The organism is Nocardia jiangxiensis NBRC 101359 (assembly GCF_000308615.1).
GTDB lineage: Bacteria > Actinomycetota > Actinomycetes > Mycobacteriales > Mycobacteriaceae > Nocardia > Nocardia jiangxiensis.
On the sequence record NZ_BAGB01000043.1, the window covers coordinates 110,088 to 133,674 of the forward strand.

Consider the following 23,587-nt stretch of genomic DNA (forward strand, 5'->3'; position numbering starts at 1 on the left):
GACAAACCGCCGCCGGAGCTGGACGCGCGGCAGATATCCCGGGCGGACATCACAACTCGAGTACCAAACGTTCTCCCGCACATCGGGATACGCAGATCATCATGGACTCGTTCTCGGCGCGCTCCTGCGGGGTCAGCACCGAATCGCGGTGGTCCACCTCCCCGCTCACCACACCCGTCTCACAGGTGCCGCAGGTCCCCTCGCGGCACGAGGACAGTGCCACCACACCGGAGGCTTCGGCCACCTCCAGGATCGATCGGCGCGCGGGCACGCTCAGCGTCAGACCCGATACCGCCAGGGACAGCTCGAAGGCACGCGAGTCGGCGCCGCGGAGGTCCGCGGCGGTGAATCGTTCGGCGAACACGTCCACCGCTTCGAGCCCGGCGCAGGCGGCCTCGGCGGCGGCGATCAGACTCCTCGGACCACAGGCGTACACGGCCGTTCCCGGCGAGGATCCGGCCAGGTCGGAGGCCAGGTCGAACCGCCCGTCGCGGGTGGAATGGTGCAGGGTCACCGAATCCCCGTAGCGCTCGCGCAATTCCCGGGCGTACGGCATGCTCGCATCGTCCCGGCCGGTGTACACCAGCCGCCAGGGCCGTCCGCCGCGAGCGGCAGCGGCCACCAGCGGCATCATCGGCGTGATCCCGATCCCGCCGGCGACGAAGACGTAGCCGAGTGCACGGACCAGCGGAAAGTGGTTGCGCGGCGGTCGAATCGAGATATGCGCTCCGACCCGGAGCATCTCGTGCGCCCGAGCCGAACCGCCCCGCCCGTGCGGTTCGCGTAGCACCGCGATCCGGTACGTGGACGGGTCGCCGGGATCCGAGCACAGCGAGTACTGCCGGACCAGCGCATCCGACAGCAGCAGGTCGATATGGGCGCCGGGCTCCCAGGCAGGGAGGGCGCCGGAGCCGGGGCGCGCGAGCGTGAATTCATCGATATCGCTTGCCACGCAGTGTCGTTCGCGCACGACGACATCGATAGGGGTCGTATCGGCGGAGGTCGAGGTGATCATCGGGTGCTCCCGGAAAGTCGGGGCCCCGCCGGACTATCCATCCCAGCCACGGGATCCGCCTCGCGCCCGGCCGCTTTAACGACGATCAGCCTGGCCTGCGGGGCGTCCACCACACGCCACCGGTGTGGTGTGCCGCCAGTGTAGTAGAGGCTGTCCCCCTCCGCGAGCCGCGCGTCGCCGTGATCGCCCAGATCGACCACGATCGCGCCGTTCACGACGTACACCCACTCGTCCTCGTCGTGCACGAAGTACGGGCCGAAATCGCCACTCACGTCCACGAATTCCTGCGGATAGAACGCGGCCCGACCGTGCACCAGCAGCCGGGTCGAGCCCTCCTCCCGGCCCGATCGGGCGATGCCGCGCGGCAATTGCACGCCCTCGTGCGACCGGATCACCTGGGACTGCGCCGTATCCGCGGATTCACCGCGACCCGCGGTGTCGGCGGCCAGCATCAGCTCCACCTGCGTGGTGCCCAACGCCTCGGCGATCCGGGCCAGGGTCAGCATGCTGGGCCGGGCCAGGCCGCGTTCGAGCTGGCTCAAGAACGGGTGCGAGATCTGTGCCTGTTCGGCGAGCCTGACCAGGGTGAGCCCGGATTCGCGCCGCCGCCGGCGGATCTCGGCGCCGAGCAGCACCCGGGGATCCGCGCCAGCCGGTCCGGATCCGTTCTGCGCCTTCATATCCCGCACCTTCCCTCATCGTCACCCGCGGAGTTCGCCGAATCTCGCCCGAGCGAGGGACGAATTAACAAGACCGTAGCCAGGTGGTTCATCTACCGGAAACACCCCGGCTGAATAGTACTGAATGTTGATCACATCAACATTACCTGTTCCGCTACGCCTCGCCGACCAGCCACGCCGCGAGCCACCACCACCCGCTCAGCGAAGGATCTCCATGGATCATCATCTACCGCACCGCATTTCGCGGATCTGCGGCGCGAGTACCCCGGACGGCGCGGTGGTCGACGTCGAGCTGGGCCACGACGGGCCGCACGCGAGGGTCATCGCGGTGCGGCCGAGTACGTCCCGGCCTCCGCACGAAGACCCCGAGACCCTGGATCTGACCGGTTTCGTCCTGCTCACCGCGCCCGCCGAACCCCACGCCCATCTCGACAAGGCCCTGTCCTGGGATGTGCTCGCGCCACCGGAGGCGGATCTGGCCACCGCGATCGAGGTGTGGCGGCGCGGCAGCCCGGAGCTGGACGAGGAGTCCTTTCATCGGCGTGCCACCGCGGCCGCCCTGGCCCTGCTGCGCAACGGCACCACGGCGATTCGCACCCACGCCGACATCCTCGGCGGGCCGGACCCGTTGCGCGGCATCCGCGCGGTGGACCGCGTGCGCCGGGAGCTGCGCGGCCTGGTCGACATCGAGATCGTCGTCCTGGCGCCGCCCGGTTCCGATGCCGCCGTGCTCGACGCGGCCCTGACGGCCGGGGCCGATCTGCTCGGCGGCGCACCGCATCTCGCACCGGACCCCACCGCGGAGCTCACCCGGCTGCTCGACTTCGCCGAATCCCGCGGTGTCGGAACGGATCTGCACGTGGACGAATTCCTCCGGGGCGACCATCACACGCTCGCGCACTACGCCCGGCGGGTAGCCGCGTGGCCGGCGGACCGCATCCGCACCGCGGGGCACTGCTGCCGCCTGGGCACCCTGCCGGCCGACGAACTCGCACCCGTCCTGGCGTTGCTGGCCGAGGCAGGCATGGGGATCGTGAGCCTGCCGCTGACCAACCTGTACCTGCAGGGCCGGGACGAGCCGATCGCCACACCGCGGGGACTCACCGCGCTCACCGCGCTGCTCGAGGCATGGATCCCGGTGGCCGCGGGCGCGGACAACGTGCGCGACCCGTTCAACCCGCTGGGTCGCAGCGACGCCCTGGAAACCGCCGCCCTGCTGATCGCGGCCGGACATGTTCCGCCGCGCACGGCCGTGCACCTGGTCACCGACGGTGCGCGCGCGGTACTGGGTCTGCCCGAAGCAGGCGCGAAACCCGGTGCGCGCGCGGAGTTTCTGGCTGTGCGCGGCACCAGCCTGCTCGACGTCGTCGCCACCGCGCCGGCCGACCGGATCGTCATCCGCGACGGCGCGATCATCTCGATCGGCCGCACCGAGTACCGCACGGCCGATGTCGTCCCACTGGAGGTCTGATGTCTTCTGAGCTCATCCACCCCGCCATGCACGAGGCGCCACCGCGCCCCGGCACGCAGGTCCTGGGTTTCTCCTCGACCCGGCTCAGCTATCCCAACGGCACTCTCGCCCTGGACGGCGTCGATCTGACCGTGCGCGCAGGCGAATTCGTCAGCGTGGTCGGGCCATCGGGGTGCGGAAAGTCGAGCCTGCTGCGGATCGCCTCCGGATTGGAGTCCGCCACCGGGGGCTACGCCCAGGTGGGCGCGAACCGGATCGGCTACGTCTTCCAGGATCCGACGCTGCTGCCGTGGCGCACCGTCCGCGACAACGTCGCCCTGCTGGCCGAGCTGGACCACGTACCCAAGGCCGAACGCTACCGCCGCGCCCGGGAGGCCATCGAACTGGTCGGCCTCACCGGCTTCGAGGATCAGCTGCCGCGCATGCTGTCCGGAGGCATGCGGATGCGCGCGTCCCTGGCCCGCTCGCTGAGCGTCGATCCCGAATTGTTCCTGTTCGACGAGCCTTTCGGCGCGTTGGACGAGATCACCCGCGAGCGCCTGGGCGACGAGATCACCGAACTGTTCGCCACCCGCCGGTTCGCCGGACTGTTCATCACCCACTCGGTCGCCGAGGCCGTCTACCTGTCCACCCGCGTTGCGGTGATGTCACCGCGTCCGGGCCGGATCGTCGCCGAATTCGAGGTCCCGTTCGAGTTTCCGCGCCGACCGGAAATCCGCTACACCCACGCCTTCACCGACCTGGCGAGCCGAGTCTCGCAGTCACTGCGAGGAATTCACGCATGAATACCGGAACACACACCTCCCCGGCCCCTTCGGACACCCCCACCGGACCCACCTCCGAAGGAGCCGCGAAGAATGACGAAATATGCTCTGCCGCTGATATTTCCGCAACAGTGACCCGATCGGCCGAGCCGACCGCACACAGCGGTGAAGATCGAACCATTTCCGCCCAGCCGGCAGCTGGCCCCTCCGATACCGCGCGCACGACCCCCCGTCGGCTGCGCACAGTGATCGCCCCGCTCACGGTGCTCGCCCTGGTGATCGGCGTCTGGTACGCCATCAGCTACGCGCTGCTCACCCCCGCGCGCCGGTTCCTGATGCCTCCGCCTCAACAGGTGATCACCGACGGGCTGCTGGGCCCGCAAGCCCAGGAGATGTGGCAGGCGCTGGGACGCACCGCCACCGTCGCCGGGGTCGGGCTGGTGATCGCCGTCGTGTTGGGGATCGTGTGGGCGGTGCTGATGGCGCAGGCGCGCTGGGCCGAGACGGCGCTGTTCCCGTACGCGGTGGTCATGCAGTGCATCCCGATTCTGGCGCTGGTGCCGCTGATCGGATTCTGGTTCGGATTCGGTTTCATCTCCAGGGTTTTCGTGTGCGTGCTGATCGCGCTGTTTCCGATCGTCTCCAACACCCTGTTCGGCCTGAAATCGGTGGACAAGGGGTTGCGAGAGGTGTTCGCGCTGCGCACCAGCAGCCGGTGGACCGTACTGCGCAAGCTCGAATTCCCGGCCGCGATGCCCGCGATCTTCGCCGGTCTGCGGATCTCGGCGGGACTGTCGGTCGTCGGCGCGATCGTCGGCGACTTCTTCTTCAAGCAGGGCGATCCGGGCATCGGCATCCTGCTGGACAACTACCGGTCCCGGCTGCAGGCACCGCAGCTGTTCGCGGCCATCCTGCTGGCCTCGGCCCTCGGTGTGGTGGTGTTCGTGCTGTTCGGCCGACTCGGCCGCAGGATCGTCGGCGCCTGGTACGACGACGCCCGTCACTGACCCGTTCCCTTCTCCCGGAAGCGACCCCCCATGCGAAAGATCCCCTTGCCGCGCGCTGTCGGCGCAAGTGCCGCCGCGGTTCTGCTGAGCCTGACCGCGCTGACCGGATGCGGCCAGAGCAGCAGCGCCACAGCGGGTTCCGGCTACACCGGACCGATCGGCCCGGTGAACCTGAAACAGGTGTGCCCGGCCAAGATCGTCGTGCAGACCGACTGGAACCCCGAAGCCGAACACGGCTTCACCTACGAAATGCTCGGCCCCGATCCGAAGATCGACGCCGCGGCCAAGCGGATCGTCGGTCCTTTGTTCGCGCACGGGCAGTACACCGGCGTCGACCTCGAGATCCGAGCCGGCGGTCCGGCGATAGGCTTCCAGTCGGTCACCTCGCAGATGTACCAGGACACCTCGATCATGTTCGGGTACACCGATACCGACCACTCGGTGCAGACCGCGGCGACCACACCGACCACCGGGGTGTTCGCGCCGCTGCGCATCAACCCGCAGATGATCATGTGGGATCCGGCGAGCTACCCCGCCGTGCACACCATCGCCGATCTGAAGGTCGCCAAGGCCACCGTGCTGTACTACCAGGGCACCCCGTTCATGGACTATTTCCTCGGCGCGGGCATTCTCGACAAGAGTCAGGTGGACGGCAGTTACGACGGCACGCCCGCGAATTTCGTTGCCGCCCAGGGCAAGAAGGCCCAGCAGGGCTTCGCCAGCGCTGAACCGTACCTGTACCGGCAGAAGATCGACCAATGGCACAAGCCGGTCGCCTATCAGCTGATCAACGACGCGGGATACCCGATCTACGCGTCCGAACTGGCAATACGTTCGGGTGATCTCGACGCCGACGCCGCCTGCCTGCAACGCCTGGTTCCGGTGATGCAGCAGGCCGACGTCGACTACTTCGCCAACCCGGCCAAGGTCAACGCCCTGATCGTGGAGGCGGCCGCGAAGTACGACACCGGCTGGGTCTACGACTCCGGCGAGGCCGACTACGCGACCACCACGATGCGCGAACTCGGCATCGTCGGCAACGAGAACGGCGCCGCCGGCGGCTTCGATCCCGCCCGCGTGCAGCACATCATCGACATCACCCGGCCGGTCTATGCCGCGGAGAAGGTCAGCGTCCCAGCGAAATTGACGCCCGACCAGATCGCCACCAACCGGTTCATCGACCCGAAGATCGGATTCGGTTCATGACCGCCACGCTGTCGGCCCGTCCCCGGTTCGGCCCCGGCGACCTCGACGCCCTGATCGATGAGCTGCTGGCACTGCTGGGCCCGCGCGGGGTCAGCACCCTGGATCGCGCGCTGGACCGAGCCGCCCGCGACGGCTCGACGATGAGCCCGATCCTGTCCGCGCAACCGCTCGGCCGCCCCGACGTGGTGTGCTATCCCAAAGCGGCGCACCAGGTTCCGGCGATAGTGCGGGCGGCGGTGCGGCACGGCGTCCCGATCACCGCCCGCGGCAAGGGCACCGGCAATTACGGTCAGGTAGTGCCCCGCTACGGCGGCCTGGTGATGGATATGACCTCGCTGTCGGCCATCGGCGAGCTCACCGACACGACCGTCACCGCCGAAGCCGGCGCCCGGATGATCAACCTCGAGCAGGCCGCCTGGGACGCCGGACGGCAGTTGTGGATGTATCCGTCGACCGCGCAGTCCACCCTCGGCGGATTCCTGGCCGGCGGCTCCGCGGGCACCGGGACGATCGTGCACGGCCGCAACCACATGGGTTTCGTCGAATCGGTCGACGTGGTCTACGGCCACGAGGACGCCGAACTGGTCCATCTCACCGGACCCGACGCGCAGCCGATGGTGCACACCTACGGCGTGGCCGGCATCATCGTCGCGGCCACCGTGCGCATCGAGCCGCTCCAGGACTGGAAGTGCCTGTACGCCAGTTTCGATTCGCATTACGACGCCTTCCCGGCCGCGATGCGGGCCGCGGCGATCGAGCCGAAACCGCGACTGTTGTCGGCCGATTGCGCCACGGTCGTCGAGGCGCTGCCCGCGGATCCCGCGTTCGTGCCGGGCCGGGCGAACGTGCGCGGCATCATCGATGCCGCCGCACTGGACGAGACGATCAGCGTGCTGGTCGCCGCGGGCGGGCGCATCGAGGCGGTGCGCACCGGGCCGGCCCAGACGATGCGGCTGAGCACCCTGTCCTACAACCACCCCACCTGGTGGCTGCAGAAGTCGGTGCCGGACACCTACTTTCACATGGAGTGCCAGGGCGAGGCGCTGGTCACCCGGCTACACGAGGTGGAGGCGGTCTACCCGGGCGGCATGCTGCACCTCGAGACCGGACACGGGACCATGTTCGGGATGCTCAACGGCATCTACCGCGATCCCGAACAGGTCTACGCCGGGGTGCCCGCCCTGGCCGAACTCGGCGTATCGGTGCATTCGCCACATCAGTCCTATGTCGACCTGGACGCGGACCGCGTGCGGGAACTGGCCCGCACGACCGACCCCAAGGGCCTGCTCAATCCGGGAAGGTGGCGCGAATGACCACATCCACACGGCACTTCTTCGACCTCACCACCGCCGAGGTTCCCGTTGCGCTGCACCGTGATTCGATCCTGGTGCTGCCGACCGGAGCGATCGAGCCGCACGGGCCGCATCTGCCGCTGCGCACCGATCTGCTGGTGGCCGAGGCGATCACCAGCGCCGCGGTCGAACGCGCTGCCGCCGCGGGGCACGACGTGTGGTTGCTGCCGGCGCTCGGCTACACCAAGTCCGACGAACACGCCAACCTGCCGGGGGCGATGTGGCTGGAGGCGGAAACCTTGCTGCGCACGGTGATCGACCTGGGCCGCAGCATCGCGGCGACGCCCGCGCGGCGGCTGCTGTTCGTGAACTGCCACGGTGGCAATTCGGCCTTGCTCGAGGTAGCGCTGCGGGAACTACGCCGCCGTTTCGACCTGCAGACCTTCCTGCACGGCTCGCCCGCCGAGCCGGGACCGACCGAGGAGGGGTTCGGAATCCACGCAGGATGGGCCGAGACCTCCCTCATGCTGCACCTACGGCCCGACCTGGTCGATATGAGCAAAGCGAAACCCGCTGTGCCGCACGCGATCGCCGGACTGAAGCATGTGGGGTTCGGCAAGTCGGTCCGATTCGGCTGGCTCGCCGACGATTTCGCCGAATCCGGCGTGATCGGCGACCCCACCGGCGCCACCGCCGAACTCGGCGCGCAGATGTTCGCCACCAAGGTCGACGCGCTGGTGGACGCGATTCCCGAGATCGCCGTCTTCGATCCGGGACGGGTGGTCCGCTGAGCGATCACCGGCAGACGGTCGTACACCGTTGCAACGCTGGCCTTTCCGCGGTGCTACGCATTCGGCGAATGCGCAGCACCGCCATAGACATAGCGAAAGAATGTGACCGAACTTCGACCACGGAGGTTGGTCATGAGACTTCACCGACAGCGCAAACCGCTGTCTCGCAGGCCAGTACGCCAGCAGCCGGTCGAAAAGCCGCTCGGGCGGGCCGTCGTCGTCCTGCTCGGCTTGTCTGTGATCGCGGTTGCGATAGCCGGTGCCGCCGACCCCTATCGACAGACCCGGCAGTTCAACAGCGTCATGACGTGCGAACCAGACGGCGCAGACTGCTTCGCCAGCCAGACCGTTTCCATAGTCGACCGGTGGACCTACACGACATCGTCGGACACCGTCACCACCGTCAACGGTCAGACGAGCTGGACCACAACCACGACCACTCACTACGAACTCGCCCTGCAATGGCCCGACGGCACCCGCCGGACCCACGAGATCAACTCGCGCCCCCTCTACAACAAGGCGCACGAGGGCCGAGCAGCAGTAGTGAAACTGTGGCACAACGAGATCGTCGGCATCACCATGGCAGGCGACACGGACTGGGACGTGCCGCACTGCGCCCTCATCCTCGCCGGCTGGCTGTATCCGGCGTTCCTCGGCCTCGGCATTGTGCTGTGGGGCCTGCTGTTCCGAACGTGGGACGGGTTCAGCACAGTCGCGATCCGCGGTTTCGGATGGATGTTCTTCGGCATCCTTCCGGTGGGCGGAATGGCAATAGCCCTCGCTCTCTCACTCCACAGCGACCGGAGCGTCACCATAGCCACCACGATCTTCCTCACCATCGCTGTCGGCGCCGGAGTCTGGACCATCCGTTTCACCAAACCGTGGTGACGTACCGGCTGTCCGAATCGGCGCTCCGGGATTGGCGGCAACTATAGTTTGCTGGAAGGGATGCTCATCCAGGAGTGATCGAACCAGCAAAGGTGAACAGATCCATGGCGCCAACCTTCGACGATGTCTACCGCGAGCGGTACCTGCTGCTGACCACCTTCACCAAGGACGGCAAGCCCAAACCGACCCCGGTCTGGGGTGTGCCCGAGGGCGACAAGCTGCTGATCATCACCGACAACGGATCGTGGAAGACCAAACGGATCAACAACACCCCGCGCGTCACGATCCAGAAGTGCGGAGTGCTGGGCAAAGTGAAAGGGGAGCCGGTCGAGGCGGTGGCGCGCATGCTGCCCGAGTCCGAGACGCGGCGAGTGTTCGACAAGATCATCAAGCGGTACTGGAACCATGCCTTCTATTTCGTCCCGCAGGCGATCCTGCGGGGCGGCATCGACAAGGTCCACGCCGCCATCGAGGTTCAGGCAGTTCCCCCCTCTCCCGAGGCACAGCACTGACCCACTGTTCGCTCCAGCAGAAGCTGTTTCGTAACAAACGTTGCGGCGCTGTTTCCCGCAGAAACTTCTCCCACTCAGGGACATTCGGAGGATCCGACCGCCGCTCACCGTCGCCGACGCGATCTCGGCGTGGCGCTGATGTGAGCGGCCGCGACATCTCGCAGTAGCCCGTAGGGCAGCCCGTTGCGGTGCGACGTCGACAATCGCGGTGCCGTCCAACAGGATTCGCCTACCGGCCTCCCCCTGGCAGCCGACAAAACTTCCGACGGATGCAACCTTCCATTCACTGGGGACTGGGATTCCGGCAGTACAACTTTCGCTTGTCACACGGATACCGCGGCGAGCTGTCTCCGATGCCTGAGCATGGTCGCCGCTTGAATGACGTGCTGCTGCCCCTCGACCTTGCGGGTCCGGATAAGCCATCGGGCCCGCGGACCTGGCCGGAGGGGCGTGGGCGGGATGGGACTGGTGGGACGGATGGGATGTGGCAAGTTCGGCGAGAGGAATTGTGGAGTCGGGGTCGAAGTGGGGGTACGGCCCATGGGTGACCGTGGCGGGCTGGTATCGCGCTTGTGCCGGGTCCGGGCTCATCCGGGTATCCCGGGCGAACCTCAACTCCACCAATACGTCGGTCCGGGCCGCGGCGTCGGCGAATCCGCTGGAGCACAGGTAGGGCCCAGCCCCATCCGCCGAGCCGGCGTGCCAGTTGCCGGGTAGCGCGCGGACAACCGAGCCTGTGCGGCAAGGGTTCTTGCCGCACAGGCTCGGTTGTCCGAGTGTGGGTGCGACCGGGGCGAGTCGGTCGAGTCCGGGTCGTATCGCCAGGATCATGGTTTTCGCGGCGGCGCACGCATGCTGCGGACTCGCGGTGGGGACCTGCCCGGGCTGGGTGTGCAGCGTGGTCTGGAGTCCGTGGCCGAAATGCTTGATTCCGGACGGGTAGTACGAATCGCAGCGGTCGTACACGGTGCCGTCCTTGTCGGCGGTACGCTCGGGATCATCGAGGTGGATGCCGTTTTCGTCGATTCCCGTGCTGCGGATGTCGCCGAGCGTGATGTGAAACTCCGCGCTGGGTTTGCCACCGGTCAGGGCGTCCAGCGTGCACGCATCCAGATCGTTCCCTGGTGCCAGTCGGGTTTTCACCTGCGGCCCATACTGTTTGGCCGCGTCGAGGAAGAACACCGAGCAGGGGTCGACCGCACGGAGCTTTGTCATGAGCTCGACGGGGTTCGTGGGCTTGGCCGGCTCCATCGGCGTGGCGATACCGGCGACGACGGGCTCGCGCATTCACGAATCGAAAGTTCATGCGCTATCAGGCCACGCCGCCGAGTCGTCCCCCAGGGAACGGAGTGCGAGCCCCGGCGGGACGGGTGCGTCCGGTATGTCTCCTTCACCGCAGGCCAGCGGTCGACTTGGCCTCGACCAGCACATCCTCGAGCATCGCCGGCGTGAGTCTTCCGGTGAAGGTGTTCTGCTGGCTCACGTGGTAGCAGCCGAAGATCGTGAGCTCCGCGCGGCCGGGGAGCACGGGGGCCAGCGAACAGCGCACGCCGTGACCGAACTTGGGACGCGGCCGGGGCACGGTCCAGCCGGATTCGGCCAACGCGGGCAACAGCGCCTGCCAGCCCCAGCCGCCGAGAACGACGATCGTTCGCAGGCTCGGCGCGAGCAACCCCAACTCGATGATCAACCAGTGACGGCACCGATCGCGCTCGTCCGGGGTGGGCTTGTTGTCCGGGGGCGCGCAGTGCACCGGGGCGGTGATCCGCGTGCCGAGCAGCCGCAGCCCATCCCCGCGCCTGGTCGAGTCGGGCTGGCTGGCCAGCCCCGCCCGGTACATCGCCGCGAACAGCACATCCCCGCTGCGATCGCCGGTGAACATGCGCCCGGTCCGGTTACCCCCGTGCGCGGCCGGGGCGAGCCCGACCACCAGCAACCGAGCATCGGCCGGTCCGAGACCGGGAACTGCCCGTCCCCAATAGGTCTCGTCACGATATGCCGCCCGCTTGACACGCGCGGCCTCCTCCCGCCAGGCAACCAAACGCGCACAGGCCCGACAGTCCGCCACCGCCCCGTCGAGTTCATCGATCGACCGACACACCATCGAGCCATTCTGACCCGCCGCCCGCGGAGCCCGCCACGGAGGTCCTGGACCTGGCCTGGCGCGGCGGCACCCCAAGGTGCCGAGACAGTGTTCGCCCCCGGCACGAACTGCCATGCTGCGCTGCTCGGATCAGTTCTTCCTGGTCAGAGAGCCCGAGGTCACCATGAACGGGATGCTGTGATCCTGTCCCGCCAGGATGGCGGTTTGGTGTCGCACGCCGGCGGCGATCGACCAGAACGTCAACGAGGTGGGGCCGCAGATCTGCGTGGCCGGAGAGAGTTCGGCGGTATTCCCGTGCGCCTGGAACGTCCAGTTGCAGCCGTCAGCGGTATGCGCGGTGACGATGCTGCCCGCCGATGGCGTGAAGGTCACCGGCCCGGACATCGGGGCGGCTGTGAACGGCAGGGGAACGAAATAGGAGTTGGTGGCGGCGTTGGCGGGGAAGGGCGCACGGTCGAAGGCCCAGGTGCCGCTGAAACGCCGCGCGGTGTCGGCCCGCGTGCCCGCCGCGGCGTTGGTGCGGCGGCCGTCGACCAGATCGAATCCGAAGGTCCCCGGGCCGAGATAACTGTTGGCGTGCAGGGTTTCTCGCTCGACGTCGCCATGGACGGTGACGCGCCAGCGGTCGATGTTGTAGCCGGAACCGATCACGTTGTTGAAGCAGTACTGGGTGGTGGACATCATTTCCAGCGCGTCCCCCACAGGCCGGAAATGCCAGGTGCAGCCCTGATCGGTGTGGCCCAGGACCTCGTTGTCCGCGCCGCGAGTGAAGGTGACGGTGCCGATCTGTGGAATATCGGGACGATATCCGAACAGGTCCATGGTGGCGATATTGATTCGCTCGGAGTGGTCCGGCTGATCGTAATTCCATGTGCCCAGGTACTTTTCGACAGATCCGGTCATTTCGGCGGACGCGCCCGGAACCGCGTCGGCCGGTGCCGGGGCGGTCGCGAGGCCGGCCAGTGCCAGGGCGGCGATCGCGGTCAGCCGCTTCGAATTGCCGAACATGAGGTCTCCTCGGATGGTGCTCGATGTTTTGCGGGTCGGCACTATGACGAGACGGTCGTCGGGAAAGTTACCGCGCCGGACAGGTAACTTTTCGCCTCGCCGTCTCGTCGTAATAGGTGTGGAAACTCATGGCGACCGATTCGCTGCTCTGTGGGGTGCGCACCGCGCCTACGTGGTCGACCTTGCGTTCCGGATGCTCGGTGACATCGCGGAGGCGGAAGATGTCGCGCAGGAGGCGTTCCTTCGCCTCTCGCGCGCTCGCGCGGACGAGCTGCACAACGTTCGCGGCTGGCTGACCGTGGTGACCGGCCGCCTGTGCCTGGACACGATGGGCAGCGCCCGGGCCCGGCGCGAGCAACCCGGGGACCCGCAGCTGCTGAACTCGGCGGTCTCGCCGGAGCTCGACCCGGCGGACCGGGTGACCCTCGACGACCGCGTTCAGGCGGCGCTGGCGATCGTGTTGCAGCGACTGAATCCGCCCGAACGGGTGGCGTTCATCCTGCACGATGCGTTCGCCCTGCCCTTCGAGGAGATCGCGACGACCCTGGGCCGTCCACCGGGTACGTGCAGGCAGCTGGCGCGGCGGGCGCGGGCGAAGATCGCCGGTGCGGCGGCAGGCCCCACGATCGGAACGGCTGATCGCGCGGCCCTCGGCGCCGACCTCGGAATCGGCGCGGTCGACCAAGCCACGGCATCGACGCACCGAGCCATCCTGGACCGGTTCATCGCCGCCTGCTCCGGCGGCGACCTCGACGCCCTGCTGAGCGTGCTGGCCCCGGACGCCTGGGGATCAGCGACCTTCGTCGCCGGCTCACTGCCGACGCCGCCGGACACCCGCAGCGCGCCGGACGTGGCGTCGAATCTGTTGCGCTACTTCGGTTCCGGCGCAACGCTGGTTTCGCATCCGGCGCCCGGGACCGTGGGAGTGCTGGCGTACCACGACCGCCTGCTGTACGGCATGCTCGTGCTCACGGTGCGCGGCGACCGGGTGGCGGGCATCGAGGCGATCGTCGACCCGACGATTCCCCTGGCATGAGGCCAGCCCTCACCAGCACCGCCGGTCGATCTCCAGATCTGCCGATCCGGACATGCAACATGCAAAGGTACTTTGCAAACCTCCTTTGCATGAATTACAGTCAGCGTCATGGCCGGTCAGCCCCCTCCTCGGACGATCACCGACGTCGCCGTTCTGCGGCTGCTCGCGCATCCGCTGCGCCGCCGGATCGAGGAACAGTTGCGCCGCGGGCCGGTGAACGCGACCTCGCTGGCACAGGCGTTGGGCGAGAGCACCGGGCTCACCAGCTACCACTTGCGCCAGTTGGCCAAATACGGCTTCATCGAAGAGGTTCCGGAACTGGCCAGCGGCAAGGAACGGTGGTGGCGTGCGGTTCCCGGTGATCGCCGCTACCCGGCCTATACCGAGCAGACCGACGAGATGCGTGCGGCCACTGCGGAAATGACTCGGCACAACCTTGCCGAGTTGGTCGAACTGTACGACACCTACGAACGAGAGGCTCCCGGCCTCGGCGCCTGGGCCGACGCATTCCTGTTCTCCCGCTCCACGATTCGCGTCGATCCGGCGCGGCTGCGAGAGTTCTTCGAGGAGTACATCCAGCTCGTCCAACGCTACGGCACGACCGACGACACCGGTGACGACCGGAAAGCAGTACTGCTGCGCCTGTTCGGATTCCCCGAAATCTGAATCCCGAATCGAGAGACCACCCATGCACCAGATCTGCTCGCGGTCGCTCGGCCGGTTCGCCGTCGCATGTCTGCTCCTGCTGACCCTGTCGATCCTGCCGGCCGGTCGCGCCACTGCCGCAACCGCTTTCGACTGCACCGGCTTCACCTGCATCGACGTCAGCTTCACCGGCGGCGACGGGCTCACCCTGCACGGCACCGTGATCGGCCCGCCCGCGCCGCACACCCGGACCCCCGGGATCGTCCTGGTGGCCGGTGCCGGCGCGGGACCGCGCACCGAATACCAGTCCGAAGCCCGCGCGTTCGCCGCAGCGGGTATCACAACGCTGGTCTACGACAAACGCACGACCGGCTACTCGTTCGCTCATCGCGACATCTCACTGCTCGCCGGCGACGCCCTGGGCGCGGTCGAGACACTGCGCCGCACGCCGGGGGTGCGCGCGGATCAGGTCGGGCTGTGGGGATTCAGCGAGGGCGCGTGGGCCGCACCGCTGGCGGCATCCCGCAGTCGCGGTGTCGCATTCCTGATCACCCTCGGCGCGTCCGGGTTCAGCCCGTTGCGCTCGCAAACCTGGAGCCTGGCCACGACACTGCGCCACCGCGGAGCCACCGGGTCGCTCGCCGCGACGATTGCTGGTCCCACCGCCCGTCTGCTCGGCGAGACGGGCGCGTTCCCCGAGGCGGACTTCGATCCGTTGCCCGCCCTGCGCGCCCTGCGCATTCCCGTACTCGCCCTCTGGGGACAGCATGACGTGCAGGTCCCACCCGCGGAAAGTGCTGCGGTACTACGGAACACACTGACCGCCTCGCCCTCGGTCACCATCCGTTTCCTGCGCGGTGGCGCACACAACGGCCGCTCGACCACTGACGGATTCGACCGTCTCGGGACCCCACCGTATTCGGGCGCGCCGCGCGGAGCGTTCGTGCCGGGCTATTTCGACACCATGACCGACTGGGTTCAGCACATCACGGCCGGGAGCCCGCCGGTCTCGTCCGCCGACGCCCCGCCACACCAGACGATCCTCAGCGTCGATCCCGGGCGCGGCCGGTGGATCTCGGCACGGATGCAACTGACCGTGCTGTCCGCTCTCATCCTCGGCTTCGCCGGCTATCTCCTGTGGTCATTGACCGATCGCCGTTCCCGCGCCACCCGAACCAGAAGCCGGCTCGCACGCACACTGGCCTGCTCCGGTCTCGTATCGGTGTTCGCGACGGTCCTGTACGTGGTGTCGATCCTTGCCTTCGACGCGCAGACCGTCGGCCCGATCGTCGCGGCCCGACCGCTGATATGGCTGGGCCTGCAGGTGCTCGCCCTGCTCACCACCGCACTACTGGCCGCCACCGCGATCGCCACCGCCCGCGCCCATGCCGGCTCGCTCCTGCGGCACCGGATCGCGCTGAGCATCCTGCTGCTCGTCGGCTGCCTCTGGCTCGCATGGGCAACCACCTGGGGTTTGCCCTCCGTCTGAAAACGCCAACGCCGCCGCAGATGGTTACCAGCCGCGGCCCCCTCAGACCCGCGATCTCGGCGTCGAGGACCACGGTCATCGGTCGGCGCAGCAGCCGATCCTCCAGAATGCCTGCGACACCGGGGATTCGGGCACGCGTCGGCGAGGCCATCGGCGCGATCAGGTAGATCTCGTCGAGTCCCGCGGTGGGCACCAGGTCCAGCGAGGCCGTCGATGCCGGCGTCCCCGCGCCCGATCGGCGAGATGCCCGCCGGCGCGGCAAGCCAGCGCTGGATGCATAACAGACGCGGGTTGAGCAGACGCGGAGAGGGCAACGTCGGCAGGCTCGGGGGTGCGGCACGCTCGGTCACCGGGTACGCCCCTCGCGAGACTCGGGCTTCGCGGGAACCGCGATCGTCGGCTCCCCGGCACTGTGGTCGCGGGACAGGCGGTCGATGCGGTCGATGTAGGCGCGGCGGCCCTCGGCGTCGATCCGGTTCAGCGCGCGCCGGTCGTCGATCACGCGGCGGACCAGGTTCTCGATCGGTTCGGGCACCAGCGCGGGGAAGATCGAGAGAAAGTTGAATATGATTCGGACTTGCGCCGACGCCACTTGCACGTCAGCAGGACCGCCACAGGCCATGCGGTCAGTTGCCGCCGCCCTACCAGTTCCTCGACGTCCACGCCCCGATATCGGGCGTCCTCAGATATGGATGTATCCGCCGGTGAGCGGGACATCGTCGAGGCGAGGCGCGACGGATTCTCCGCCGAGTGCGGTGCGCAACTCGATCTGCTCGTCCCTGACGACATGCATGACGGCGTTGATCAGCGCAAGGTGAGTGAACGCCTGGGGATAGTTGCCCCAGTGCCGACCCGTCAGGGGGTCGATCTCCTCGGCGTAGAGGCCCAATGGGCTGGCGTAGCCGAGCAGTCTTTCACACAACTGCTTGGCACGGTGTTTTTCGCCGATTTCCGATAATGCGGACACCAGCCAGAACGAGCAGATCGTGAAGGTGCCTTCTTCCCCGGCGCAGCCGTCGTCGGTTTCGTCGATGCGGTAGCGCAGGACGAGTCCGTCGCTGGTGAGTTCGTCGGCGATGGCGAGCACAGTTTTGCGTACCCGTTCGTCGTCGGGACGAAGGAAGCGAACCAGCGGGATGAGCAGGGTCGAGGCGTCGAGTGCCGTGCTGCCGTAGTACTGGGTGAATACGCCCCGCGAGTCGACCGCATTGGCACAGACATCGGCACGGATGTCCTCTGCCGCCTCTTGCCAGCGAGCAGCGCGTCGGAAGTCTTGGTGGATGCGGGCCAGGCGTGCGCCGCGGTCGGCGGCGACCCAGCACATGACTTTGCTGGAGGTGAAGTGTCGTGGCATTCCGCGCACTTCCCAAATGCCTTGGTCGGGTTCGCGCCACACCGCAAGGGCACTTTTGACCGCCCAACGCAGCAGCGGCCAGGTGCGCGCGTCGATCTGGTCTTGATGGCGGGCATAGAGGTAGACCGAGTCCAGTGCCGCACCCCAGACGTCGTGCTGGCGTTGGCAATAGGCGTCGTTGCCGATACGCACCGGGCCGGCATTGTCGTACCCGCGAAGGTTGTCCAGCGCACGTTCGCGCAAGTCGGTTTCGCCGCCGATGCCGTAGACGATCTGCATGTCCTCGGCGTTTTCGGCGTTTTCGGCCAGATTGATGATGTGGGAGAAGTAGTCGTTGGCTTCCCAGTTGAAGCCCAGGGTGTACAGGCCCCACAGCGCGAATGCCGAGTCCCGGATCCAGGTGTAGCGGTAGTCCCAATTACGTTCTCCGCCAGGGGTTTCCGGCAGTGAGGTGGTGGGGGCGGCGACGATTGCGCCGGTCGGGGCGAAGGTCAGCCCTTTGAGGGTCAGGGCGCTGCGAGTGAGCTGGGCGCTCCACGGGTGGTCCGGAAACCTGCCGCCGGCCAGCCAGTGCCGCCAGTGGTGCACGGTCCCCACCAGCCGTTCTCCGGCCTCTTCGGCGGTTTCAGGAGCCGCCCGGCTACCCCACGACAGCGCACAGAAGCGGGTGTCACCATCCTTGAGCAGGGTACGGGCGATCGCGCGCGAGCCCTCGAGTCCGAGGCGCAGGTCGGTGGTCAGCCGCAGCGGCAGATCGACGCCTTCCGCGCCGGCCCGGGCGAAGTGGTAACTGTCGAGGTATTCCCATGTAGCACAGGCTCGGCCGTAGTCGAAGGCAGGCTGGCAGTCGAGCACGAACTGGATCTGTCCGGTCTCGCAGTGCACGATGCGCAACAGGATGTGTTCGGCATCGTAGTCGGTGGGCGCGCGGCGGTGAGCACTGCGGCCAGGCTGCTGGTGCCGCCAAGGGCCGACCAGCAGGACATCACGCACGGTTGCCCACCCTTCGCCGCTACGCCAACTCGTCTCCATGACCATCGTCCCAGGGATATATCGACGATCGGCCGGGGTCGCGATGTCGTCGGGAGCAAAGCGAAACGACCCGGCGGAACGATCGAGGACAGCCCCGAAGACGCTGGGCGAATCCATCCGGGGCAAGCACATCCACTCGATGGCGCCGCTGGGCGCGATAAGGGCGGTGACCTCGGAATCGGAGATGAACGCGTAGTCGTCGATTCGCGGAAAAGCCGAGACCCGGGGCATGTGTTCCGGATGATCGTTCATGCGGTGCTCCCATTCGCCACCTGCTCGGCCCTTCGAGTGCTGCTTCGATCGTATGACCGGTTTTGCATGGTTTCCATAGGGGTGCGCGAAGCACATGCACTCACGCAGTGATCAGTTGACCGTTACCGATTCGGCAGGTCACGTCGGGATTCACGCGTCGGCTGCGCCTATCCGGTCTAGACTGCTGCGGGTTAGCTGGTGAGATTTCCTGGAACTCTCGCAATCGGTACGAGCAACGGTGGGTCATGCGGTCGGGACCACGGGTGAGTCGATGAACGACGCAAGGACACTGCGAGCCTGGTGGGACGATCCGGTCGACTATCGCTGGCTGGTGCGTACCTTGGCGGCTCGATCGGCGCTGCGTCCGTTGAAGCTGTTGATCGGTGTCGCAGGCGCTGCGATCGCGGTGATGGGTGCGGTGATCGCGGGTACTCCGATCGGTCCGCCTGGCGAGCCTGGCATTGCTTCGACGATCGGAGTGCTGTGCGGGGTGCTGTGGGCTCTTCGCTGGTGGCTGCTGCCCTGGCCGGGTAAGACCGAGTCGCTGGTGCTGATCGGCTGCGCCGATGTGCTGTTCACCATGGAGTTTCTGCAGGTGCCGGACCGGCTGTTCGGAGCCATGGGCGCAGTGCTGCTCGTAGTCACTGGCAGTTACCTGGGCTTTTTTCACAGCGCGCGGGCATTGGCTGCGCATTCGGCGTGGTCGCTGCTGTCGGTGGTCGTGTTCTCGGTGCGGATCGTCACCGGCGGCGGCGGTGTCCCGCTGGCTGTTGCGGTCGGGTTGTTGCTGTTCGTGTCGGTGGTCAGCGTGTTACCCGCCTTACAGGTTCTCTACTGGCTGCTACGTACCGAATCGCTGTCGGACCCGTTGACGCACGTGCTGAACCGGCGTGGCCTGGAGATTCGGCTCCCGATGTTGGTTGAGCGGTGTCCTGCGGTTTGTGTGATGTCCTTTGATCTCGACCGGTTCAAGAGTGTGAACGACACTTGGGGGCACCGTGTCGGCGATGCGGTTCTGGTGCGGACCGCGCGGCGCTTGTCCGACGCCGCGGGAGGCAGTGCGGTGGTGGCGCGTACAGGTGGGGAGGAGTTCGTCGTCGCCGCGCCGATCGCTATCGACGTTGCCCGTGCCGAGGCCGAACGCCTGCGTCACATGATTGCCGAACCGTCGGAGACCGCAGTGGAGGTCACTGCCAGTGTCGGTGTTGTCGTCTTCGACTCGACCATCTGTCCACAGTGCCCCCGGCCGAGCCCGGACCGGTTACTGCAATCCGCGGACGCCGCTATGTACCAGGCGAAACATTCTGGCGGAAATCTCGTTGTCGTCGACGAACTCACCCCGCCGCGCGATCACCATCATCCGGTTTCCGAATGACATGGGCACGGCATTTGCCCGACTGGACGAAACGACTCGAGGGCGCCCGCCGAGAAGTACCATGCCTGGCTGCCGGCTCGGCCAGGCACGCTGCCGCGGGTGCCACAATGGGGATCAAACCTCCAGCGTCCGAGGAGCTACGGGCATGGGATGGTTCGACGCACCCGAATACTGGTTCGGTCGGCAGATGCTCGAGCGTGGCACCGCGGCCGTCTACGTGCTCGCTTTCGTGGCGGCTGCCAGGCAATTCCGGGCGCTGATCGGCGCTCACGGGATGCTGCCGGTGCCGCGATTTCTGGCGGGGCGATCGTTCGGGCAGGCTCCGAGTATCTTTCGGCTGCACTATTCCGACCGGTTCTTCGCCGGTGTGGCCTGGTTCGGGGCCATGCTGGCGGCGGCGGTCTGCGCAGGCCTCGCCGATCTGGTGCCGTTGGGGGCGGCGATGGTGATCTGGTTGGTGCTGTGGGTGCTGTATCTGTCGATCGTCAATGTCGGACAGGTGTGGTATGCGTTCGGCTGGGAGTCCCTGCTGCTGGAGACCGGGTTTCTGGCGATCTTCCTGGGCAACGACCGGGTGGCGCCGCCGGTGCTGGTGTTGTGGCTGGCGCGGTGGCTGCTGTTCCGGGTCGAGTTCGGTGCCGGACTGATCAAACTGCGCGGCGACCCGTGCTGGCGCGACCTGACGTGCCTGTGCTACCACCACGAGACCCAGCCGATGCCGGGGCCGTTGAGCTGGTTCTTCCATCACTTGCCCAAACCGTTGCATCGAGTCGAGGCGGCGGCCAATCACATCGCCCAGCTCGTCGTCCCGCTGGGACTGTTCGCTCCACAGCCGGTCGCCGGTGTCGCCGGCGCGATCGTCGTCGTGACCCAACTCTGGCTGGTGTTGTCGGGTAACTTCGCCTGGCTGAACTGGCTGACCATCCTGCTGGCCGCCAGCACGATAACCGATTCCGCCGCAGGCACGGTGCTGCCGATCCCCCATTCACCAGCGCTACCGGCAGCGTCGCTGTGGTTCATGATCCTGGTCATCGCGTTCACCACGCTGATGGCAGCGCTGAGTTATTGGCCGACGCGCAATCTACTCTCTCACCACCAGCGCATGAACGTGTCCTTCAACCCGTATCGCCTGGTGAATACGTACGGGGCCTTCGGCCGCATCGGACGGACACGCTTCGAGGTCGTCATCGAGGGCACCGACGAGCGGCACATCACGGAACAGACGATATGGAAGGAATACGAATTCAAAGGCAAGCCCGGCGATCCGCACCGGATACCCAAACAATGGGCGCCTTACCATCTGCGTCTGGATTGGCTCATGTGGTTCGCCGCCCTCTCGCCGCGCTCCCGGCCGCCGTGGCTCAGACCATTCGTGCTTCGGCTGTTGCAGAACGATCGGGCGACCCTGAGATTGGTCCGCCACAATCCGTTCCCCGAATCCCCGCCGCGCTTTCTTCGAGCACAGCTCTACCTCTACCGCTTCACCACCCTTGGCGAGCTGCTGCGCGAGCGATCCTGGTGGCACCGCACCGTCGTGGACGCATACTTTCCGCCCGTAACCCTCGCGAATATGCAATCCGCCCCCTGACCACGCACCACGGACCCTCGGCCGAGGCTCCTGGTGGACCTGGCCTGGGCCGCGAGCTGTCCTCGCACATCGAAGAATGCTTCCGGCAGTCACCTCACGACCGTTCCCCGGTCAACCCGAGGGCGCGGGCAGACCGCTCCCTCATCACGATCTTCCGAATCTTGCCGGTGACCGTCATCGGGAACTCGTCGACGACCATCACGTAGCGGGGGATCTTGTAGTGCGCCAGCTTGCCGGTCGCGAACGAGCGCACCGCCTCAGCGTCCAACGGATGCGCACCCGTGCGCATCTTGATCCAGGCGCAGAGCTCCTCACCGTACTTCTTGTCGGGTACGCCGATCACCTGAACATCCTCGATGTCAGGGTGGGTGTACAGGAACTCCTCGATCTCCCGCGGGTAGATGTTCTCTCCTCCGCGGATCACCATGTCCTTGATCCGGCCCACGATGTTGCAGTAGCCGTCCTCACGCATCACGGCGAGGTCGCCGGAATACATCCAGCCGTCGGCATCGATCGCCTCCGCGGTCTTCTGTGGCTCGTCCCAGTAGCCGAGCATCACCGAGTAACCCCGGGTGCAGAACTCTCCGGCTTGTCCGCGCTCAACGATCTCCCCGGTCAGAGTATCGATGATCTTGATCTCCAGATGGGGGTGCACCCGCCCGATGGTGGCTGTACGCCGGTCCAGGTCGTCATCGGCCCGGGTCTGCGTCGAGACCGGCGAAGTCTCGGTCATCCCGTAAGCGATCGACACCTCGGTCATGTGCATATCGCTGATGCAGCGCTTCATCACCTCGACCGGACACGGCGCTCCGGCCATGATTCCCGTGCGCAAAGAAGTCAGATCGTACGACGCGAAGTCCGGGTGGTTCTGCATCGCGATGAACATCGTCGGCACGCCGTAGACGCCCGTGCAACGCTCGTTCTGGATGGTTTCCAGCGTGATCGCCGGGTCGAAACCCGGTGACGGGATCACCATGGTCGTCCCGTGGCTGGTGCAGCCGAGGTTGCCCATCACCATGCCGAAGCAATGGTAGAACGACACCGGAATACAGAGCCGGTCTTCCTCGGTGAAATTGATCAGCTCGGTGGTCGAGTACCCGTTGTTGAGGATGTTGCGATGGCTCAACGTCGCACCCTTGGGATTCCCGGTGGTGCCCGAGGTGTACTGAATGTTGATGGGGTCCAACGGGTCCAAGGCCGCCATCAGCTCGGGAACGGTGTCCCGCGGGAGGGGATCGCCGTGCTCGAGCAGGTCGGTCCAGTCATCGGTGTCGAGGTAGACGACCCGCTTCAGAGTCGGGCAATTCTCACGGGTCTGCTCGATCATGCCGCGATAGTCGGAAGTCTTGAAGCTGGTGGCCGCTACGAGCAGCGACAATCCGCTATGGTTGACCGCGAAGCTGAACTCGTTGGCGCGGTACGCAGGGTTCACGTTCACCAGAATCGCGCCGATCTTGGCGGTGGCGTACTGGGTGAGAGTCCACTCCGCACAGTTCGGCGACCAGATTCCGACCCGGTCGCCCTTGGTGACACCGGCGGCCACCAGTCCGCGTGCGGTCCGGTTGACATCAGCGTCGAACTCGGCCCAGGTCCATCGTCGGCCACTCGCGACCTCGACCAGAGCCTCACGATCGGGATATGCGGACACGGTGCGTTCCAGGTTCGTGCCGATCGTCTCGTGAAGAAGACCGGGATACTCCTCGCCGCGTACGTATGACTCCATGTGCACTTATCTCCAGTTTCGGGCCGGGTCGTCCTGCACCCCGACTTTCGTTGCCGCGGTACGTCATCGGCTCGATACGCACGCCGATGGCCCTGGAACGCTATCAGCGCAGGCCCTACTGTCTGATGGGTTCCACTGTCTGTCAGGGTGCGAGGTCCAGATCCGGGACGCGCCGTGACCTATTCGTGACATTTGGGTGAGCGGCCGGTTGTAAGCGAGTAGCGTCCGGACGTGCGACAGCCCCGGCGACATAGGCGCCGCCGGGGCTGTTGTCCAGCTTGGTTACATCCCAAGGACATGGAGGCGGGTTTTCCGCAGCTGCCTGCACTCGAGTGCGAGTGGGCCGTCCCCGGTG

Annotated in this window: 20 protein-coding genes; 13 read left to right on the plus strand and 7 right to left on the minus strand. The window is 66.8% G+C overall.

The window, feature by feature from the left end; translation table 11 throughout:
• Positions 1-49 precede the first annotated feature (49 nt).
• Positions 50-1,015, minus strand: a complete 966-nt coding sequence (locus ON40_RS18905; RefSeq protein ID WP_040824813.1) for a PDR/VanB family oxidoreductase — start codon at positions 1,013-1,015, stop codon at positions 50-52.
• Entirely contained in the window at positions 1,012-1,695 is a 684-nt protein-coding gene (locus tag ON40_RS18910) for a helix-turn-helix domain-containing protein (RefSeq protein WP_051193290.1), read from the minus strand. The genes ON40_RS18905 and ON40_RS18910 overlap by 4 nt, the downstream gene beginning before the upstream one ends.
• Positions 1,696-1,909: 214 nt before the next feature.
• Between ON40_RS18910 and ON40_RS18915 the strand changes: the two genes are divergently transcribed.
• The 8 genes from ON40_RS18915 to ON40_RS18950 all read left to right on the plus strand — a co-directional run bounded on the left by ON40_RS18915 (position 1,910) and on the right by ON40_RS18950 (position 9,626).
• Entirely contained in the window at positions 1,910-3,166 is a 1,257-nt protein-coding gene (locus ON40_RS18915; protein WP_040824814.1) for an amidohydrolase family protein, read from the plus strand.
• Between the two features lie 26 nt (positions 3,167-3,192).
• Positions 3,193-3,951 carry an ABC transporter ATP-binding protein gene (locus tag ON40_RS18920; RefSeq protein WP_040824816.1) on the plus strand — a complete coding sequence of 253 codons (759 nt, stop codon included), beginning with the start codon at positions 3,193-3,195 and terminating at the stop codon, positions 3,949-3,951.
• A gap of 224 nt (positions 3,952-4,175) precedes the next feature.
• The gene (locus ON40_RS18925) at positions 4,176-4,937 is read left to right on the plus strand and encodes an ABC transporter permease (protein ID WP_373281932.1); all 762 of its coding nucleotides are present in this window, start codon (positions 4,176-4,178) and stop codon (positions 4,935-4,937) included.
• Positions 4,938-4,967: 30 nt separating this feature from the next.
• A complete protein-coding gene (locus ON40_RS18930; protein ID WP_040824818.1) occupies positions 4,968-6,143 on the plus strand; it encodes a hypothetical protein in 1,176 nt (391 codons plus the stop codon).
• Positions 6,140-7,456, plus strand: a complete 1,317-nt coding sequence (locus ON40_RS18935; RefSeq protein ID WP_040824821.1) for an FAD-binding oxidoreductase — start codon at positions 6,140-6,142, stop codon at positions 7,454-7,456. Before ON40_RS18930 ends, ON40_RS18935 begins: the two co-directional genes overlap by 4 nt.
• Complete coding sequence (locus ON40_RS18940; protein ID WP_040824897.1) at positions 7,453-8,226, plus strand: creatininase family protein; 774 nt, start codon at positions 7,453-7,455, stop codon at positions 8,224-8,226. The genes ON40_RS18935 and ON40_RS18940 overlap by 4 nt, the downstream gene beginning before the upstream one ends.
• A 132-nt stretch (positions 8,227-8,358) precedes the next feature.
• Positions 8,359-9,114 (plus strand): hypothetical protein, encoded by a 756-nt coding sequence (locus ON40_RS18945; RefSeq protein ID WP_040824823.1) that lies wholly within the window; start codon positions 8,359-8,361, stop codon positions 9,112-9,114.
• 104 nt (positions 9,115-9,218) lie between these two features.
• Positions 9,219-9,626 (plus strand): PPOX class F420-dependent oxidoreductase, encoded by a 408-nt coding sequence (locus tag ON40_RS18950; RefSeq protein ID WP_040824826.1) that lies wholly within the window; start codon positions 9,219-9,221, stop codon positions 9,624-9,626.
• A 1,390-nt stretch (positions 9,627-11,016) separates the two neighbouring features.
• Here ON40_RS18950 and ON40_RS18955 read toward each other — a convergent pair.
• Together ON40_RS18955 and ON40_RS18960 are read right to left on the minus strand one after the other, a co-directional pair.
• Positions 11,017-11,730 (minus strand): uracil-DNA glycosylase, encoded by a 714-nt coding sequence (locus ON40_RS18955; protein WP_040824828.1) that lies wholly within the window; start codon positions 11,728-11,730, stop codon positions 11,017-11,019.
• A 129-nt stretch (positions 11,731-11,859) separates the two neighbouring features.
• The gene (locus tag ON40_RS18960) at positions 11,860-12,738 is read right to left on the minus strand and encodes a hypothetical protein (RefSeq protein WP_040824830.1); all 879 of its coding nucleotides are present in this window, start codon (positions 12,736-12,738) and stop codon (positions 11,860-11,862) included.
• 118 nt (positions 12,739-12,856) lie between these two features.
• Here ON40_RS18960 and ON40_RS18965 point away from each other — a divergent pair, with 118 nt between their 5' ends.
• From ON40_RS18965 to ON40_RS18975, 3 genes are all read left to right on the plus strand, one after another.
• The gene (locus tag ON40_RS18965; RefSeq protein ID WP_245567881.1) at positions 12,857-13,774 is read left to right on the plus strand and encodes a sigma-70 family RNA polymerase sigma factor; all 918 of its coding nucleotides are present in this window, start codon (positions 12,857-12,859) and stop codon (positions 13,772-13,774) included.
• A 108-nt stretch (positions 13,775-13,882) separates the two neighbouring features.
• On the plus strand, positions 13,883-14,440 hold the full coding sequence (locus ON40_RS18970; RefSeq protein WP_040824832.1) for an ArsR/SmtB family transcription factor: 558 nt from the start codon (positions 13,883-13,885) through the stop codon (positions 14,438-14,440).
• Between the two features lie 22 nt (positions 14,441-14,462).
• On the plus strand, positions 14,463-15,908 hold the full coding sequence (locus ON40_RS18975) for an alpha/beta hydrolase family protein (RefSeq protein ID WP_051193291.1): 1,446 nt from the start codon (positions 14,463-14,465) through the stop codon (positions 15,906-15,908).
• A gap of 346 nt (positions 15,909-16,254) precedes the next feature.
• Here the strand turns inward: ON40_RS18975 and ON40_RS18980 are convergent, their stop codons facing one another.
• Together ON40_RS18980 and ON40_RS18985 are read right to left on the minus strand one after the other, a co-directional pair.
• Positions 16,255-16,443: a hypothetical protein gene (locus tag ON40_RS18980; RefSeq protein ID WP_157186342.1), complete on the minus strand. Its 189-nt coding sequence runs from the start codon at positions 16,441-16,443 to the stop codon at positions 16,255-16,257.
• A 147-nt stretch (positions 16,444-16,590) separates the two neighbouring features.
• The gene (locus tag ON40_RS18985; RefSeq protein WP_063713044.1) at positions 16,591-18,546 is read right to left on the minus strand and encodes a glycoside hydrolase family 15 protein; all 1,956 of its coding nucleotides are present in this window, start codon (positions 18,544-18,546) and stop codon (positions 16,591-16,593) included.
• A 547-nt stretch (positions 18,547-19,093) separates the two neighbouring features.
• Here ON40_RS18985 and ON40_RS18990 point away from each other — a divergent pair.
• Both ON40_RS18990 and ON40_RS18995 read left to right on the plus strand, forming a co-directional pair.
• Complete coding sequence (locus ON40_RS18990; RefSeq protein WP_157186343.1) at positions 19,094-19,921, plus strand: GGDEF domain-containing protein; 828 nt, start codon at positions 19,094-19,096, stop codon at positions 19,919-19,921.
• Positions 19,922-20,066: 145 nt separating this feature from the next.
• On the plus strand, positions 20,067-21,509 hold the full coding sequence (locus tag ON40_RS18995; RefSeq protein WP_040824835.1) for a lipase maturation factor family protein: 1,443 nt from the start codon (positions 20,067-20,069) through the stop codon (positions 21,507-21,509).
• 94 nt (positions 21,510-21,603) lie between these two features.
• Here the strand turns inward: ON40_RS18995 and ON40_RS19000 are convergent, their stop codons facing one another.
• On the minus strand, positions 21,604-23,232 hold the full coding sequence (locus tag ON40_RS19000) for an AMP-binding protein (RefSeq protein ID WP_040824836.1): 1,629 nt from the start codon (positions 23,230-23,232) through the stop codon (positions 21,604-21,606).
• Positions 23,233-23,587: the final 355 nt, after the last annotated feature.

Coding starts and splice junctions, on each gene's coding strand:
- ON40_RS18905 (WP_040824813.1), bottom strand. CDS start 1,015: ATGATCACCTCGACCTCCGCCGATACGACCCCTATCGATGTCGTCGTG.
- ON40_RS18910 (WP_051193290.1), bottom strand. CDS start 1,695: ATGAAGGCGCAGAACGGATCCGGACCGGCTGGCGCGGATCCCCGGGTG.
- ON40_RS18915 (WP_040824814.1), top strand. CDS start 1,910: ATGGATCATCATCTACCGCACCGCATTTCGCGGATCTGCGGCGCGAGT.
- ON40_RS18920 (WP_040824816.1), top strand. CDS start 3,193: ATGCACGAGGCGCCACCGCGCCCCGGCACGCAGGTCCTGGGTTTCTCC.
- ON40_RS18930 (WP_040824818.1), top strand. CDS start 4,968: ATGCGAAAGATCCCCTTGCCGCGCGCTGTCGGCGCAAGTGCCGCCGCG.
- ON40_RS18935 (WP_040824821.1), top strand. CDS start 6,140: ATGACCGCCACGCTGTCGGCCCGTCCCCGGTTCGGCCCCGGCGACCTC.
- ON40_RS18940 (WP_040824897.1), top strand. CDS start 7,453: ATGACCACATCCACACGGCACTTCTTCGACCTCACCACCGCCGAGGTT.
- ON40_RS18945 (WP_040824823.1), top strand. CDS start 8,359: ATGAGACTTCACCGACAGCGCAAACCGCTGTCTCGCAGGCCAGTACGC.
- ON40_RS18950 (WP_040824826.1), top strand. CDS start 9,219: ATGGCGCCAACCTTCGACGATGTCTACCGCGAGCGGTACCTGCTGCTG.
- ON40_RS18955 (WP_040824828.1), bottom strand. CDS start 11,730: ATGGTGTGTCGGTCGATCGATGAACTCGACGGGGCGGTGGCGGACTGT.
- ON40_RS18960 (WP_040824830.1), bottom strand. CDS start 12,738: ATGTTCGGCAATTCGAAGCGGCTGACCGCGATCGCCGCCCTGGCACTG.
- ON40_RS18970 (WP_040824832.1), top strand. CDS start 13,883: ATGGCCGGTCAGCCCCCTCCTCGGACGATCACCGACGTCGCCGTTCTG.
- ON40_RS18975 (WP_051193291.1), top strand. CDS start 14,463: ATGCACCAGATCTGCTCGCGGTCGCTCGGCCGGTTCGCCGTCGCATGT.
- ON40_RS18985 (WP_063713044.1), bottom strand. CDS start 18,546: ATGAACGATCATCCGGAACACATGCCCCGGGTCTCGGCTTTTCCGCGA.
- ON40_RS18995 (WP_040824835.1), top strand. CDS start 20,067: ATGGGATGGTTCGACGCACCCGAATACTGGTTCGGTCGGCAGATGCTC.
- ON40_RS19000 (WP_040824836.1), bottom strand. CDS start 23,232: ATGGAGTCATACGTACGCGGCGAGGAGTATCCCGGTCTTCTTCACGAG.